The following is a 17281-nucleotide window of genomic DNA, read 5'->3' as shown; positions in this document are numbered from 1 at the left end:
CGCTACCGCCGCGGCCGGCCGCCGCCGGAGGCGCGTCGCTGCGCCCGGTTCAACTGGGCCGGCTCGTCGTGCCTGGCGTAGGCGTCGACGATCTCCGACACCAACCGGTGGCGCACGACGTCGGCGCTGGTGAGTTCGGCGAAGTGGATGTCGTCGATGCCCTCGAGGATGCGCATCGCCGCGTGCAGACCCGACGCGGCTCCGCCGGGCAGGTCAACCTGCGTGATATCGCCCGTCACAACGATTTTCGAGTTGAAGCCCAGCCGGGTCAAGAACATCTTCATCTGCTCGGCGGTGGTGTTCTGCGCCTCGTCGAGAATGATGAACGCATCCGAGATCGTTCTACCCCGCATGTACGCCAGCGGCGCGACCTCGATTACGCCCGCGCTCATCAGCTTTGGGATCAGCTCGGGGTCCATCATGTCGTGCAGCGCGTCGTAGAGCGGCCGCAGATACGGGTCGATCTTCTCGCTCAGCGTGCCCGGCAGAAAGCCGAGGCGCTCACCGGCTTCCACGGCGGGACGGGTGAGGATGATCCGCGACACCTGCTTGGACTGTAATGCGTTGACCGCCTTGGCCATCGCCAGATACGTCTTACCGGTGCCGGCCGGTCCGATGCCGAACACGATGGTGTGCGCGTCGATTGCATCGACATAACGCTTCTGGTTCAACGTCTTCGGCCGGATCGTCTTGCCGCGCCGCGACAGGATGTCGAGGGTGAGCACCTCGGCGGGCGACTCGTTGCCGGTGCCGGTGAGCATCGCGACGCTGTGCCGCACGACTTCGGGGGTCAACGACTGGCCGTTGGCGACGATCGCGATCAGCTCGGAGATCACCCGCTCGGCCAACGCGACGTCGGCGGGTTCACCGGAGAGCGTGAGCTCATTGCCGCGCGCATGGATATCGGCGGAAAGGGCGCGTTCGAGCGCACGTAGATTCTCGTCGGCGGAACCCAGTAGGCCCACGATGAGATCGGGCGGAACGTTGATGCTGCTGCGTACCGACTCAGAAGACTGATCAGAGTCAGCGGTCGTCTCGCGGGGCGTCAAGAGGGTTCAGTGCCTACTTTCTGGTTCTGGCCTGGCCGTTGCTGATGTGATGCTCACAGTTTACCGCTGGTCAGCGACCAGTCCCAATGGTTAACGCGGCAGGCGGGCGAGAGGCCGGCCAGCTTTGCGCCACCAGCGCATCGGCCCCTAGGCGGCGTCACCCCGCACAGCCACAAAAACGTGGTGGTCGAGCGGCGCGAGCGGATGGTCGGCCGCCGGCAGCGTGAGGACCGGCGTCAGGCCGCTCGCGGTGAGCTCACGATGCCATTCCGCCCTGGTCAGCAGGATTCGGTCGGTCCCCGCGCGGACATCGGTCAAGCCCACCTGAGGTTGATCCGCAGCAGGCGACATGAGGAAGTACACCGAGGTCATGAAGGAGCAGTTCGCCTTACAGACCTCGATGAACACGACCGCACCGCCGGGCCGCAGCAGGTCGTGAATCTCCCGCAGGGTGCGCCCGACGTCACGCGCGTTGTGCACCACGTTGGCCGCGACGACGATGTCGCAGGCCGGCTGGCGGCTCAGATCATCGTTGAGGTCCACGATCGCGAACTGCATCCACGGGTGCTTCGCGTAGCGCTGCCTGGCCGCGTTGAGGAAGAAGGTGGAGACATCGGTGAAGCGGTACTGCACCGGCAAACCGGTCAATGCAGCCACCAGGTCGTCGGTCATACCTCCGACACCGGCCCCTAGTTCCAGGATCTGGACGGGCGAGTGGCCGGCCTCCGCGAGCCGCTGGACATGGTCGGCAACCGCGGTGCGCGCGCCGAGGTTGAGGTAGCGGCTTACGGCGTTGTCGCGGTAGAACGCGTCGGCCCGGTCCGTCGCACCGTCCGGAAACAGCAGCTCCTGCACGCTGCGACCGTCGCTGACGAGATCGACCAGATACCTGTTGGCATCATCGAGGAATCGGCCGTAGGGCGCCGGATATCCGAGATCTGTGCACACCGCGACCAGATCGGGACGGCTCGGCGTCGGCACGTCGCGCAGCTTGCGGTAGCCGCCGGCGCCGTCGTCGCGGACCAGACCGACGAAACCCCGAGTGCTCAGCTCGTGCAGCCATTGGCGCAGCACCCACCGGTGCCGGGCGGCGAAGTGAAGTCGCTCGGCGATCACTTCGGCGGTGTGCCCGTCACCGTCGCGCAACACCGGCTCGACCAGTCGCCACATGGCGCCGAGCCCGAACAGGTCGAGATCCTCGCGTGCGGAGGCGATTTGGTCGGCGTCGAGGTCGGCATCACGCTGGCTGCCGACGGGCGTCGGTGCGACGGCCGGTGCTGTACCCGCTGAAGGCCGCGGGCCCACGCTCGGCCCCGCCGCGGTCACCATGGCCGTCACGTCGTCGAGCCTTGCACCGCCGAGCAATTCCCCGACCGCGACCTCACGGTTGAGTTCGGACTTGATCCGCCGTCGCAGTTGCAACGCGTTGAGCGAATCCAGCCCGAGCGCCACCAGCGGCGTCGTGGTGTCCAGCGCCTTCTCATCGTCGGTCCCGATCACCTCGGCCAGCAGCTGCAACAGGATCTGCTCGACGCCACGGTCCGGTGCCGACGGGCGTGTGCCACCGGGTTCGGCGGGTGCGACAGTAGGCGCAGGACCCCCCGCACCGGCGCTGACGACCTTCACTACGTCGTCAAGCGACATACCACCCAGAAGGTCGGAAGCTCCTATCTCGCAACTGAATTCGATTCTGAGACGCCGGCGCAGCTGCAATGCGTTGAGGGAGTCCAGCCCGAGCGCCACCAATGGGGCCGTACTGTCGACCGCCTGCACGTCACCGGCCCCGATCACCTCGGCCAGCAACTGCAGTATCGGCGTCGTTGGGCCGCCCGCGCGGCGAGCCGGCTCTTCGGCATTCCGCGCCACCGTCGCTACGAGCTGAGACAGCGTCGGTCCGTAGCCCAGTGTCCCGAGCACCGCACCGGCGCGTTCCCAGTCGAAAGCCGCCACCATGATGTTGCGAGGGGATCCGCTGAGCCCGAGTGTGATTGCGTCGGCCGAACGCATGGGCAGGTAGCCGATCTCGGCGAGGTTCGCGATGTCGGTGCGGCTCTGCCCCTCGTAGATCGCCCACTGACCCCACTGCACCGAGCTGCAGGCGCGCCCCGCGGCGCGCACTTCGTGCGCATAGGCGTCGAGCATCCGGTTGGCCGCCGCGTAAGCGATCTTGCCGCGACCGCCGAGCACCGCCGCCGTCGACGAGCACAGCAGCACATGGCAATCGGTGGCGAGGGCGACCGCGTCGAGGACATTCGAGATACCGACCGCTTTGCCGCGTAGCGCGCTGTCGAACTGTCCTTCGGTGAGGTCAGTCAGGGTATGCACCGCGGCGGATGCGTCGTCTAGCACCGCATGAACGACGAGATCCACTGGCGCTTCACCGATGTCAGCGGCCATCCGCCGTACGTCGCTGACGTCGGCGACGTCGCAGGCGATGACCCGGATCTCGGTGAGCGCCCGCAGGGGACGGAGCTGTTCGGTGGTGGCGCGTGTCTCCCCTGTCCGGCTCACCAGCGTGATACGCCGGGCGCCGTGTCGTGCGGCGTGCCCGCAGAACTCCAGCCCCACCCGGCCGGTGCCACCGGTGATCAACACGTGCCGGCTGTTCAGCATCCACGGCGCGTCTGCGGCGATGGCCTCCACGAGCCGCTTTCCGTACACGGTGCCGTCACGCAATGCGAGGTCCGGCTCGTCGGCGGTGTGCAGTGCGGCGATGATCGCCTGCGCCGACTCGGCGCCCGGGTACCGGTGCGCGAGGTCGAGGTGGCGAAAAGTGATATCCGGGTATTCACCCCCGAGACAGCGGAATCCGGCGCTGATCGCCGCGGCGTACGGATGCGGCGCACCATCCGCCGGGACCACGTTCTCGCCGTCGACGGTGACCAGCCAGTACTCCTTCGGCGCGGCTCGCGGGAGCCACCACTGCCGGTCGACGAAGAACTTCGCGACGAGCCCGGCGGCCTCGACCTGGCTCATGCGCTCGAGCGCGGGCACCAGGACCACAACGGAGTCAATGTCTTCGCCGGTATCGTCCACGTCGCCCAGGGGGCGCGCGAAGACTCCCTGCTGCGCGGCGGACGAACACAACGCGGCAACCAAGTCGGTATCACCGCCCATGTGGTCAACAATGCCGAAGGATCGGGGCGGCACCGTGGCGCGCCGCTTGAGCGGGACCCAGTCCTCGACGATGACCTGCGGCGGTGCCGTGGCTTCGGCCGGCGGCGGTGCCGTGGCTTCGGCCGGCGGCGGTGCCGCTTCAGCCGGCGGCGGTGCCGCTTCAGCCGACAGCGCCGGCTCCCGATCAGCAGGCAGCGCCGAGAACCCATGGTGCGGCAACCACAGGGTCTGCTCATTCATCTGTGTATTCGGGAAGTCCAAGAGCGGAAGCGACGCGGGCTCCGTCGGTTCGGTCCGCAGGACATCCCATCGGTAGTCGATGTCATCGACCGCCAGCAGGGCGAGGTTGCGGGTGAACTCCGTGAGGTCGGCAGCCTCCCGGGTGGACGTGCCCACGACGGTCGCCGACGGCGCGTCGAGCGTGTCGAGGTTCTCTTGAATAGCGAGCTGCAGTGTCGGATGCTCGGCGAGTTCGACGAAGGTGTCGACCTTTGCCCCGATCGCGGTGGCGACCGCCTTGTCGAAGCGCACGATGTTGCGCAGGTTCCAGAACCAGTAGTCGCTGACCGCCACGTCGGCGGACACGGGCTCGCCGAGTGTCGAACCGATGCAGTCGATCTCGCTGTCGCGGAACCGCGCATTCGGGACGTGAGAGTGCACAGCGGTCTCGATGACCTCACGGAATTCGTTGACCCGGCTCGTGTGCGCCGGGTATCGGACCGGGATGAGTCGGGTGAACCGGCCGCACTCCGCCAGCGTGTCCACACTCGCCCGTACCGTGTCGCGGTCTCCGGATATACCAACGAGGCGCGGCGAATTGACCACCGACACTTGCGCCCAGCCGGTTTGGCGGGCCAGTACGGCTTCGCATTCATCGCGGTCGGCGGCGACGACCGCCATCGCGTAGTCGTCAGATGAGATGGTCTCGACCGCACGCGCCCGGGTGCCGACGATCGTCACGGCATCCTCGAGCGTCATCTTCCCCGACAGGTAGGCCCCGGCGATTTCGCCCTGGCTGTGCCCGACGACGGCGGCGGCGGTGACACCGACCGAGCGCCACATCGCGCCGAGTGCAACCATCAGCATGAACAGCGCCGACTGCACGACCACCGTGCCGTCGCCGGCGCTGCCGGCGCCCAGCAGGTAGCCCAAGGGGGATTCGCCGAACAGTGCGCCGAAATAGCCGTCGCAGCGGTCGGCTTCGGACCGGAATGCCGGCACGTCGCGGTAGAACAGTGCGCCCATACCCGGGCGCTGACCACCCTGCCCGGGCAGCACATACGCGCGCCGGCGCTCGCCCGCCGCCTTCTCGTTGCGGACCACGGCGGCGTGCTGGCGACCGTCGGCCACCGCGCGCAGCGCTTCGACGAGGCCGGCACGATCGGTGACCATGACAAGCGCGCGGTAGCGCCTGGGAAGCCGGGTTCGAAACAACATCGAGGCGACGCGCTGGGGCTGGACCCAGGGCTGAGCCTCCAGATACGAGATCAGCGCGGAGGCTTCGGCGCGAAGTAGGTCCGGGGTGTCCGCCGACAGCAGTACCGGAACGGTTCCATCGGGCATCCGGTACTCAGAAATCGTCGTTCTCCTCTCGCATCGGCATGCCGATGATGGTGTGCGCGTTGACTCCACCCGCCCCGTAGGAGGACACCGCGCCATATCGACTGCCGTCCTTGGCTTCCCATGGATGCAGCTTGGTGGCCAGCCGAAGGCCGGTTCTGTCCCAATCCACCTGGGTGGTCGGGTTGTCGGTGAACAGCGACGCGGGGATCTGGCCGTGCCATCCCGCCAGTAGCACCTTGATCACGCCCAGCATCCCCGCCGCCCCCTGGGCGTGTCCGAGATTGGACTTCGACGATCCCACGAAAGCCGTTGAGTGGGCGGCGCCGTAGGTGTTGACCAGTGCGGTGAGTTCGGCGCGGTCGCCGGCGCGGGTGGCGGTGCCGTGTCCTTCGATCATGCCGACGTCCGCGGCGTCGATGCCTGCTGCGTCGATGACCCGGCGGATCAGCTTCTCCTGCGCGTCGGCCCGCGGAGTCAGGATCGCCTTGCCCTTGCCGTTGTGGTTGTAATGGCTGGCGAGAATCCGTCCGAAGATGCGGTGTCCGAGGCGGCGCGCCCGCGATTCGCGTTCGACGACGACAAAGCCCGCACCCTCGCCCCATAGCGTTCCGGTCGCGTCGTCGGCGTAGGCGCGGCAATGCCCGTCGGCGGCAAGGGCGTTGTGCTTGGCGAAGTCATAGATGATGACCGGGCTGCCCATCACGCACACGCCCCCTGCCAGTGCCCAGTCGCACTCGTCGTTGCGCACCGCGGCCGCGGCCAGGTGCAGCGCGGTCAGCGACGACGCGCAGGCGGTGTTGACGGTAGCCGACGGGCCGGATAGCCCCAGCGAATGCGACACCCGTCCAGCAATGCTGTCGGTCACCATGCCGACAGTCCGGTAGCCGCTGTATTCGTCAGCCCTCGTACCCAGCGGTCCGTACTCCGTCGGGTACGCCCCGACGAAACAGCCAGCTTCCTCTTCGTCAAGCGCGCCGGCGTTGATTCCGGTGTTCTCCACCGCTTTCCACGCCACGCGCATCGCGAGCCGGATCTGCGGATTGGTGACGGCGGCCTCACGTTGGCTGATGTTGAAGAAGACGGGATCGAACGCGCCCGCGTCGGCCAGGAATCCGCCGGCGTCACACACGTCGGCCCACCCGTCGTGGCGGGACAGAGTGAACATGTCCTCCAGCGGCCAGCCGCGATCGCGTGGCATCGGACCGATCAACTCGCGCGCTTCGCTCAGTGCGGACCAGTACGCCAGCGGTGTATGGACTTCGCCCGGCGCTGCCACAGCCATTCCCGATACGACCATGGGGTCGATATCGGGCGCCGCTTGCATGGTCACCGCCGAACTCCGGTCTGGGTCATGTGTTCTCGGATGTCATCGACGTGGTCGAGGAGGAAGAAATGTCCACCGTCGAACATCGTTATCTCCACATCGTCGCTGTGCTGCCGCCAGCCGTGGAGGTCCGCCATCGACACGATGGGGTCCTGATCTCCGCCCAGCACACTGATCCGCGCTTCGATGCGTGCTGCCGGATCGCACGAATAGGCTTCTGCGGTACGGTGATCGGCCTTGACGACCGGTAGCGTCAGCGCGACGAGTTCGGGGTCGGCTACCACGTCTGCGTGAGCGCCCCCGAGCCATCTGAGATGGCGCAGAAGCCTTTCCTCGTCTTTCGGTGCCGGCGGCTTGTCCGCTATCCGGTGAGGGGCGACCGCGGCCAGGATGGTGAGTTGGTGTACTCGCACCCCGGCGGATTCGGCGATTCTGGCGAACTCGAACGAAACCAGCGCGCCCATACTGTGGCCGAAGGTGGTGATCGGGATACCGCGGTTGAACTCCGAGGTCTGAAACTCAGCGAAGGCACCCGCCGCGATGTCGGTCAGCGATGTCGGCGCCGGCTCAGCCGCACGGTCCTGCCGACCCGGGTACTGCAGCGCAATGACTTCGAAGTCATCACAGAGCACCTCCGAGAATTTCCGGTACCACGACGCTCCCGCGCCGGCGTGCGGGAAGATCAGCAGCGGTGGCCGGTCGATTGATTCCCGATTGTGAAACTTCCTCATCCATAACGAATTACGTCCCATAACTGCCCCCTGCTGTCGTTGGAGCCCATCGGGCCGTGGATGACGATGCCGAACGCCTGAGCAGCAAGCAGGGGTCGCTCGGCTGGGCACAACGCGTCGCTGGGTTGCGGCCGCCACGGGTAGCATGCGGCGGGCCCGGTACGACCGGTATCGAGGCGTACTTGTCGGAGCCAAGATTCCGCACGGGAATTCAACTTAACCCAACTTCGTATTCTGCTGGGGGCTTCCTATTTCGGTGCGGGAAACCACGGTTCGGAAACTGGAAATCGGCTGGCGTGAACCGTCATCACCACCGACTCGTCAGCACACCCACCGCGCCCAGTGCGACCGCCGCGGCGGTCGACGTCCGCAGCACGTTCGGACCCAACCGCACGACCGTCGCACCCGCATCGGACAGCGCCGCGAGCTCGTCGTCGGTGATCCCGCCTTCCGGTCCGACGACCAGGATCAGCGAGTCGGCCGACGCCAACGGCACGTCGGTGAGCCGCTGCGTCGCCGATTCATGCAACACCAGCGCCACGGAACCGCCGCCGAGCCGGTCGACCAGTTCGGCCGTCGACACCACACCGTTGACCGACGGGATGCGGGCCCGCCGGGACTGCCGGGCCGCCGACCGGGCTACCGCGCTCCACCGCCGCAGCCCCTTGTCGACCTTGGCAGCCGTCTCCCACCGCGCCACGCATCGGGATGCCTGCCACGCTACGAAGCCGTCCGCTCCGGCCTCGGTGGCCAGTTCGATGGCCAGCTCGGAGCGATCCGACTTGGGCAGCGCCTGCACGACGGTGACGGTCGGCGACGGGGGTGGCACGAAGCGCCGATCGAGCACCCGCGCCGTCAGCCTGCCCTTGGCGACCTCGTCGACCTCGCAGTGCGCCAGCTCGCCGGCGCCGTCGCTGAGCTGTAGCGACTCACCTGGCCGGATGCGGCGCACGTTGGCGGCGTGGAAACCCTCGTCACCGTCGACGACCGCGCGCTCACCCACTTCAGGCAGGGCGTCGACATAGAACAGCGCGTAGGTCACGGCGTATTGGCCCGAGATTGCACTGAAGGTCGTCGATTGCGGTCCGGCACAGCCCCGAGTGCAATCTTCGGCATAGGTACTGCCCGTTCTAGCGGCCGCTGAACGTCTCACGCAGCCGACTGAACAAGCCGCCACCGGTGGCCGTCGCCTGCGTGGAGCGCACCTCGGCGACGTCGCGGGTCCGCTTCTCCTTGAGCTTCCGCAGCAGTTCGACGTCGTCGTTGTCCAGCCGCGACGGCACCACGACGTCGATGTGCGCGTGCAGATCGCCGCGCACTCCCGAGCGCAGATGCGGCATGCCGTGCCCACGCAGCGAAACCACCGAACCCGGCTGGGTGCCCGACGGGATGCTGACCTCGGTGGGTCCGTCGAGGATCGCGTCGACGGTGACCGTGGTGCCCAGCGCCGCGTCGACCATCGGCACCGAGATCGTGCAGTGCAGATCATCGCCGTCGCGCAGGAATGTCGGATGCGGCTGCTCGTGCACCTCGACGTACAAGTCGCCTGCCGGCCCGCCGCCGGGGCCGACCTCGCCCTGAGCCGCCAATCGCACCCGCATCCCGTCGCCGACACCGGCCGGGATCTTCACGCTGATCTCCCGGCGGGCGCGCACACGGCCGTCGCCGCCGCAGCGGTGGCACGGATCCGGAATGACCTCGCCGACGCCGCCGCACACCGGGCACGGACGCGACGTCATGACCTGGCCCAGCAGAGAACGCTGCACGGTCTGGATCTCGCCGCGGCCGCCGCAGGTGTCGCAGGTGACCGGGCTGGATTTGCCGTGGGTGCCCTTGCCGTGACAGAGGTCGCACAGCACCGCGGTGTCGACGGTCACCTGCTTGGTCACGCCGGTCGCGCACTCCTCGAGGTCCAGCCGCATCCGCAGCAGCGAATCCGAACCCGGGCGTACCCGGCCGACCGGACCACGCGAGGTGGCGCCCCCGCCGAAGAACGCCTCGAACACGTCGCCGAGACCGCCGAAGCCGGCGAACCCGTTGCCGCCGGCGGCACCCGCCGTTGCCAGCGGGTCGCCGCCGAGGTCGACGATGCGGCGCTTCTCCGGATCGCTGAGCACCTCATAGGCGACGCTGATCTCCTTGAACCGCGCCTGCGCCTCTTCGTCCGGGTTGATGTCGGGATGCAGTTCACGCGCCAGCTTGCGATAGGCGCGCTTGATCTCTGCATCCGACGCACCCTTGCTCACTCCGAGCAGCCCGTAATAGTCGCGTGCCACGCTGACCTTGCCTGTCTTCCTGGTTAACCGTGCCGGCCGCTACCGGCTGCCTAAGACTTCCCCGATATAGAGAGCAACCGCAGCGACATTAGCGATAGTTCCCGGATAGTCCATTCGGGTGGGGCCCAACACCCCCATGCCGCCGTACACCTTGCCCGAACTACCGTAAGCCGTGGTGACCACCGAGGTACCCGCCATCTCCTCGGCCTCGGTTTCGTGGCCGATGCGCACGGTCACCTTGCCGGCCTCCTGCTGCGCCGCCAGCAACCGCAGCACCACCACCTGCTCCTCGAGCGCCTCGAGCACCGACCGCAGCGAGCCGCCGAAGTCGGCGGTGTTGCGGGTGAGGTTGGCGGTGCCGCCCAGCAGCAACCGCTCCTCGCTGTGCTCGACGAGGGTCTCGACCAGCACGGTCGCCGAGCGCCCGACCGCGTCGGCGAGCCCGCCTCGCCCGTTGAGCTGCGACGCCAGATCCGACACCGCTATCGACGCGGCGGCCAGCGGCTTGCCCTCGAGCGCCTGCCCGAGCAGGTCGCGCAGCTTGACCACATCATGCTCGTCGAGTGCGTCCCCGAGTTCGACGATCCGCTGGTCCACCCGGCCGCTGTCGGTGATCACCACCAGCAGCAGCTTGGCCGGGGTGAGCGCAACCACCTCCAGATGCCGGACCGACGACGTCGACAGCGTCGGATACTGAACGATCGCGACCTGGCGCGTGAGTTGGGCGAGCAGGCGCACCGCGCGGCGTAGCACGTCGTCGAGGTCCACACCGGATTCGAGAAATGCCAGGATCGCGCGGCGTTCCGGCGACGACAGCGGCTTGACCTCGTCGATCCGGTCGACGAATTCGCGATAGCCCTTCTCGGTAGGAACCCGGCCGGAGCTGGTGTGGGGCTGGGTGATGTAGCCCTCGGCTTCCAGCACCGCCATGTCGTTGCGCACGGTCGCACTCGACACACCGAGGTTGTGCCGCTCGACGAGTGTCTTCGATCCGATCGGCTCCTTGGTGGCCACGAAGTCGGCGACGATCGCGCGCAGCACCTCGAACCGGCGGTCGTCGGCGCTACCCATGTCTGATCACCTACCCCTCGAGTCACGTCAGCACCCATTTTAAGGGCACCAACAGCGCAGACAGCGCCCGAGCACTGTTCGTATCGCGCGCGGGCCAATTGCATTAGCCTTTACACCTGATGCCGGCGTGACGCCGCAGCCCGGGGGTACGACGCGAAGGACGTTCGCCGGATGATTTTCAAGGGAGTCAGAGAGGGCAGGCCGTATCCCGACCACGGCTTGTCACATCGCCAGTGGGCGCAGATTCCGCCGCGGCAGATCCGCCTCGACGAACTGGTCACCACCACCACGGTGCTCGCGTTGGACCGGTTGCTTTCGGAGGATTCGACGTTCTACGGCGACCTCTTCCCGCACGCGGTGCGATGGAAGGGCATCTGCTATCTGGAGGACGGGTTGCACCGGGCGGTGCGCGCCGCGCTGCGCAACCGCACGGTGTTACATGCGCGCGTGTTCGACATGGATGTGCCGACACGAGCCGACGCGTGGGCCCAAGCGCAACGGGCTTAGCCGCGCCGTACCGCGGGCAGCGCGCTGTCGTCGCCGGCTGTGGTCGAGGCCAGGTCGGCGCCCAGGATGCGGTCGGACAACAACCCGAGGCACGACAGGTTCGGGAATCCGGGTCCCTGTGTGAGGCCGGACAGGCCCGGCAGGAACAGCTTCGGCGCCACGCCGGTGACGGCGAGATCGTCGCCGATGGACTCCTGCAACGCATCCGGAGTCAACGGTGCGCCGATGCCCAGTTCCAGCAGATCCAACGCGTCCTGGCCGAGCAGCGGCACAAACCACATGGCGTCGGCGCCCGAGCCGTCGATGACCAGATCGAAACCGTGGACAGTCTCCAGCGACTCCCCGCCCGCAGTGGTGCTCAGCGTCAACCGGATTCGGCTGTCGCGCGCGACCGCGTGCGCGACCCGGCCGCGCAGGTGGCGTATCCGGTCGTCGGCGAGCAGCGCCTCCTGCACCCGCGCGGAGAACACCCCGCGGTCGGTGCGCATCAACGCGTCGCGCCGCTCCCCCATCGTGAGACTGGTCCAGCCGGTGGGATCGGAGAACAGCGTGTTCTCGAAGAACCCCTCACCGCGGGTGAACAAAGTCACCTGGGGTGAGATCACTGTGATCGTCGAAACCCGGTGGCGGAAAAGCTCATTGAGGATCGACGCGGCGGTCTCGCCACCGCCGATGACGGCTACCCGTTCGGCGCGGATCACCTCGTGTTGCGCGGCGCGATGCCAGAACTGCGCGATCGACAGCACCCGCGGATTGCCGGGCAGGATCGAACGCTCGGGCTGCCCGGGTCCGGTGATCATCAGGCCGTCGGCCGTCACCGTGCGGTCCGGGGTGCGCAGTGCCCACCGCGGCCCGCCGGAATCGGTGTCGACCGAAATGGCCTGCACCTCACCGTTGATCACGGTCATCTCGATGTTGGCCGCGACCCAGCGCAGGTACTGGCTCCACCGGCGGTGGGTGGGTGCGGGCCTGCCGCGGTCGATCCACTCGGCGAACTGCCCGGTCGAGATCAGGTACTGCTGCCAGCTGTGCCGGGTCATGCGTTCGTCGAGTTCGGCGTTGCGGCGCGGCACCAGCGCCGAGCGGTACGGGAAGCCGACGTCCTTCTCGGGGCTGGTGCCCAGCCGGTGCTGGCCGTCGGTCCAGCCGCCGTCGGCCTGCCAGTTGGCGGCGACACCGGTCTTCTCGACCGCGACGACATCGGGCACGTCGAGGCCCATGTCGCGCAGTTCGGCGGCCTTGGCGGCCACGGCGACGGCTTTGGCGCCCGCGCCGACCACCGCGAGTGTGCGGCTCATGAGACGACCTCTCGTAGCGATTCCTGCCACATCGCCTGCAGCGTGGTGACGTCATCGGCGGTCAGGATGTCGGGCAGCGTGCGCCACTGGGTGCCCAGCACCGGTGCGTCGGTATCGCCGAGCACCGCCGCCAGCACGGTCAACTCGTGCCGAACCGCCAGCTGCGGCTCAGGAAGCGGCGACACCCCGGCGAGCAGCGCACGGTCCGGCCGAAGCGCGCCGCCGTCGATGCCGACGTGCACGCGGCCCAGGAAGTTCAGCAGCAGCTGCGGCTCCCGGTAGGCGGCCAGCCGTTCGGCGGTGTCCGGCCGCAGATAGCGCAGCAGCCCGTAATCGATGCCGTCGCCGGGTATCTGGCCTACGTCGCGCGCCGCGCGCACCCGCAGCGGATAGATCGCGGTGAGCAGCCCGACGGTGTCGGAGGTGTCGGCGCCGTCGACGACACCGTCCGCGCGGCCGTGGGTTTCCAGGGCCAGCAGCGGCGGCGGTGTCTCCTGCCCCCGGTGCAGCCGCCAGCGGGTGACGGTGCGCGCCGCGGCTTCGGCCAGCAGGTGCGGTGCGGGTTCGGACCCGTTGAGCAAGCGCAACGTCAGGTCGGTCTCGGTCATTGCCATCGAGACGACGACGTCGCCGACTCGATCGGTCTGCGGCCGCAGCCTGCGCGCACCGAGGGCGGGGTCCTCGCCGTCGAGCTGGGCGGCCCAGAAGTCGGCCGTGTCAAGCGCGTAGGCCCGCTCGCTGAGCAGCCGCGACCAGCGGCGGTAGCTGGTGTGTTCCGGTGTCGGCGCCGGTTCGCGACCGGACGCGACGGTGTGCCACGCCGCGTCGAGTTCGGCCAGCACGATCCGCCAGGACGCCGGGTCCATCGCCAGCACGTGGGCGGTCAGCAGCAGCACACCACCGCCGCTGGGCGGCCGCAGCCACACCGCGACGAACATCGAGCCTTGTTGCGGGTCAAGGTGTTCGACCGACCGTCGGGCGTGTTCGGCGACGGCGTCGGCCAGGGTTTGGGCGTCACCGTCGATCCGCACCTCGGTCAGCAGATCCTGCGCCGGGTGCTCGACGAACGTCATCGTCTGCCGGTCCAGCCGGCTGCGCAGAACTTCATGGCCGTCGACGACCGCGCGCAGCAACCGCTCGAGCTGCGTACCGGTGATGCCGTCGGGCAACGCGATGGCCTCGGTCTGCGCCAACCGTCGCGGATGGCCGTGCTCATAGAGCCAGTGCGCGTTGGGCAGCACGGGGACGGGGCCCTGCGCATCGTCGCCGTGGCGGGCGATCGCCGATTCGCTGTCGACGGCCGCGGCGAGCTCGCGCAGCGTCGCGCACTCGAGCATCAACCGCGCGCGTAACGGGATGCCGCGCCTGCGCGCCGCCTGCACCACCGACAGCGCCACGATGCTGTCCAGGCCGAGCGCGAGGAAGTCGGCGGCGACGTCGATGTCGCCGCTGTCGGTGCCGTTCAACACCTCGGCCAGCACGGCCGCGAGCGCCGCCTCCGTCTCGGTCTCCGGGGCAGCCGACGGCCCTTCGGCAACGGCGATTTCGGCGAGGGCGGCTTCGTCGACCTTGCCATGCGCCGTCAACGGCATCTGATCGACCACCACGATGGAGTGCGGAACCATGTAGCGCGGCAGGCGCTTTGAGACCAGCGTGCGCAGCTCCGCCACATCCGGCGCCGGCGCCGCAGCGACGAAGGCCACCAACTGAGGACCCCACCGCTGTTCGCGCACCGCCACGTGGGCGTGCCGCACCGCGGGATGGGTGTGCAGAACCGCCGAGATCTCGGCCGGTTCGACGCGGAAGCCGCGGATCTTCACCTGCGCATCCGAGCGGCCGAGGAACTCCAGCGCGGCGTCCGGTCGGCGGCGCACGACGTCCCCGGTGCGATACATCCGCTCGCCCGGCGCGAAGGGATCGGCGACGAACCGGGCCGCGGTCTCGCCGTGCCTGCCGAGGTAGCCAAGGGTCAGCTGACGACCCGCCAGATACAACTCGCCCGGCACTCCGTCGGGCACCGGGCGCAGCCACGAGTCCAGCACGTAGGCCCGGCTCGGCGACGTCGGGCGCCCGATGGTCGGCTCCTCGTGCTCGGCGATCGCGGCCACAACGGCTTCCACGGTGGTTTCGGTTGGGCCGTAACAGTTGTAGGCCGTCATCCCGGTCCGCGCGCACTCGTCACGGATCATGTTCCACGCCGGAATCCCGACGGCCTCGCCGCCCAGCGCCAGAACGCCGAGCGGCACCGTGGTCAGCAGTCCGACCGCGCGCAGCTGGGCGAACATCGACGGCGTGGTGTCGATCAGGTCGATCCCGTACCGGGCGATGGTCTCGACCAGCGCCTCGGCGTCCCGCTGGACGGCGTCGTCGACGATGTGCACCGCGTGCCCGTCGAGCAGGGCGGCCAGCGGCTGCCACGCCGCGTCGAAGGTGAACGACCAGGCGTGGGCGACCCGCAGCGGGTGCTGCAGCCGAGCAGCCGCCGGCCGCAGGACGTTTCGGGCGTGGTCATCGGCGTAGGCCAGCAGCGCCTGATGGGTGCCGACGACCCCTTTCGGTCGGCCGGTGGTGCCCGAGGTGAACACCATGTACGCGGCCTGGCCCGGCGCCGCAGGCACCGCGCGGAACTCCTCGACCGCTTCCGCCGCCGCGGCGAGCATCTCGTCGTCCACGACGACCGTCGCGCCACACTGGCCGAGGATGTCGGCGATCCGCTCCGCGGGCATACCGGGATCCAGCGGCACGATGACGCCACCGGCCTTCAAGACCGCGAACATCGCGATCACGTACTGCGGTCCGCGCGAAAGGCGTATCGCCACAGGCGTTTCGGTGGACACCCCGCGCTTCGCCAACGCGGCGGCCAGCCGGTCGGCCGACTCGTCGAGTTCCCGATAGGTGAGTTCGCCGCCGTCCCAACTCAGCGCCGGCGATCCGAGCCTGCTGCTCGCGATCTCGGTGAACGCGGTATGCACGCCGAGGTGCGAAGGGGCGGGCGCCAGCCCGGCCGCAGCGGTCTCGGCCTCACCGTCGAGCAGGACACTGACGTCGCGCAACGGGTTGTCCCAGTGGATGATCAGTCGTTGGGCGGTGGTGAGCACGCGGCGCCCGAGCGATTCCGGGCTCATCTGGCCGAGCGCACCGTCGATCACCTCGACCAGCACGGTGAGCTCGTCGTCGATCATGTGCGCGGCGATCGTGATCGGGAAGTGCGACACGCTCTCCAGCGCGGCCGGACGGAACGTGGCGCCGTTGGCGACGAAGTCGCCGCCGCCGACCAGACCGCCGGGCGGGAAGTTCTCGTAGACCAGCAGGGTGTCGAACATCTCGCCGATGCCACCCAGCGAACGCAGTTCGTTGTGGGGCAGATAGCTGTGGTCGCGCAGCTTGGCCGCTTCCCGTTGCAGGGCAACGCATTGCGCACCGACAGGGGCCACCGGGTCAAGCCGGACCCGCAACGGCACGGTGTTGATGAACAGCCCGACCATGGTCTCGACGCCGGCGAGCTCGCCGGGGCGCCCAGACACAGTTACTCCGAACACCACGTCGGAGCGGTCGGTGAACGCGGACAACATTGCAGCCCAGGCCATTTGGACCAGGGTGTTGACCGTGACGCCGCGCGACCTCGCGGCTTCGGCCAGGCCCAGCGAGGCGGCGCGATCCAGGTTGATCTCGGTGCGGCGCGGTTCCCCGGCGGGCGGCTCGCCGGAGGCCAGCGCCGGCGTGACGAGTGTCGGCCCCCCGAGGTCGGCGAGGTGTTCGCGCCACAGGTTGCGGCTGCTCTCCTGATCCCGGTGTGCGAGCCAGCCGATGTAGTCGCGGTACGGCCGCGGCGGCGGCGGTAAAACGGCGGGGTCACCGGCCGAGCGGTACAACGAGATCAGCTCACCGACGAACAACGGCAGCGACCAGCCGTCGATGATGATGTGGTGGGCGACGACGATAAAACGCCAACGCGGCCCGGGTGTTTGGATCAGCACGAACCGGATCGCCGGGCCGCGTTCGAGGTTGAACGGCCGGCGGCGTTCGTCGGCTTCGAGCGCGTCGACCTCGTCGGTCGCCGCGGTGATGTGCCGCCACGGCACGTCGACGCGGGCGGGCACCACCTGAACCGGTTTGCTCTGCGCGCGTAGGAAACTGGCGCGTAGGTTGGGGTGACGGGCCAGCATCGCCGCCGCACACTCGCGAAGCAGGGCGGTGTCGAGGTCGCCGGTGACTTCGGCGACCATCGCGATGACGTACGGGTCTTCGCCACCGTCCTCACCGGTGCTCAACTGCGCCAGTGAGAACAACCCCTGCTGCAGCGGGCTGAGCGCCATCACGTCCTCGATGGCGACCTTCGGTTCGG

The 17281-nt window shown here is 68.5% G+C and carries 10 protein-coding genes; 1 reads left to right on the top strand and 9 read right to left on the bottom strand.

Features of this window, described 5'->3' with window-relative positions; translation table 11 throughout:
- Positions 1 to 2: 2 nt before the first annotated feature.
- The 7 genes from AU187_RS03740 to hrcA form a co-directional block, all read right to left on the bottom strand.
- Positions 3 to 1049: a PhoH family protein gene (locus AU187_RS03740; RefSeq protein ID WP_059102447.1), complete on the bottom strand. Its 1047-nt coding sequence runs from the start codon at positions 1047 to 1049 to the stop codon at positions 3 to 5.
- A gap of 147 nt (positions 1050 to 1196) precedes the next feature.
- Positions 1197 to 5729 carry a nocobactin polyketide synthase NbtC gene (gene nbtC / locus AU187_RS03735; RefSeq protein WP_286131856.1) on the bottom strand — a complete coding sequence of 1511 codons (4533 nt, stop codon included), beginning with the start codon at positions 5727 to 5729 and terminating at the stop codon, positions 1197 to 1199.
- A gap of 7 nt (positions 5730 to 5736) precedes the next feature.
- Entirely contained in the window at positions 5737 to 7053 is a 1317-nt protein-coding gene (locus AU187_RS03730; protein WP_059102499.1) for a beta-ketoacyl [acyl carrier protein] synthase domain-containing protein, read from the bottom strand.
- 2 nt (positions 7054 to 7055) lie between these two features.
- Complete coding sequence (locus AU187_RS03725; protein ID WP_059166246.1) at positions 7056 to 7805, bottom strand: thioesterase II family protein; 750 nt, start codon at positions 7803 to 7805, stop codon at positions 7056 to 7058.
- Positions 7806 to 8091: 286 nt separating this feature from the next.
- Complete coding sequence (locus AU187_RS03720) at positions 8092 to 8826, bottom strand: 16S rRNA (uracil(1498)-N(3))-methyltransferase (protein ID WP_059102445.1); 735 nt, start codon at positions 8824 to 8826, stop codon at positions 8092 to 8094.
- Between the two features lie 88 nt (positions 8827 to 8914).
- Complete coding sequence (gene dnaJ / locus AU187_RS03715) at positions 8915 to 10060, bottom strand: molecular chaperone DnaJ (RefSeq protein WP_059102444.1); 1146 nt, start codon at positions 10058 to 10060, stop codon at positions 8915 to 8917.
- A gap of 39 nt (positions 10061 to 10099) precedes the next feature.
- A complete protein-coding gene (gene hrcA, locus AU187_RS03710; protein WP_059102443.1) occupies positions 10100 to 11131 on the bottom strand; it encodes a heat-inducible transcriptional repressor HrcA in 1032 nt (343 codons plus the stop codon).
- 171 nt (positions 11132 to 11302) lie between these two features.
- On the opposite strand from hrcA, the gene AU187_RS03705 reads away from it, so the two are divergent.
- Complete coding sequence (locus AU187_RS03705; RefSeq protein ID WP_059102442.1) at positions 11303 to 11638, top strand: type II toxin-antitoxin system VapB family antitoxin; 336 nt, start codon at positions 11303 to 11305, stop codon at positions 11636 to 11638.
- On the opposite strand, the gene mbtG is transcribed toward AU187_RS03705, so the two are convergent.
- Together mbtG and AU187_RS03695 are read right to left on the bottom strand one after the other, a co-directional pair.
- On the bottom strand, positions 11635 to 12936 hold the full coding sequence (gene mbtG / locus AU187_RS03700; RefSeq protein ID WP_059102441.1) for an NADPH-dependent L-lysine N(6)-monooxygenase MbtG: 1302 nt from the start codon (positions 12934 to 12936) through the stop codon (positions 11635 to 11637). The genes AU187_RS03705 and mbtG overlap by 4 nt on opposite strands.
- On the bottom strand, positions 12933 to 17252 hold the full coding sequence (locus AU187_RS03695) for a non-ribosomal peptide synthetase (protein WP_059166251.1): 4320 nt from the start codon (positions 17250 to 17252) through the stop codon (positions 12933 to 12935). Before AU187_RS03695 ends, mbtG begins: the two co-directional genes overlap by 4 nt.
- Positions 17253 to 17281: the final 29 nt, after the last annotated feature.

The sequence above is a fragment of the Mycobacterium sp. IS-1556 genome (genome assembly GCF_001499985.1).
GTDB lineage: Bacteria > Actinomycetota > Actinomycetes > Mycobacteriales > Mycobacteriaceae > Mycobacterium.
Note: the sequence above shows the minus strand (reverse complement) of the source record. Positions and strands in the feature narration are given on the sequence as shown.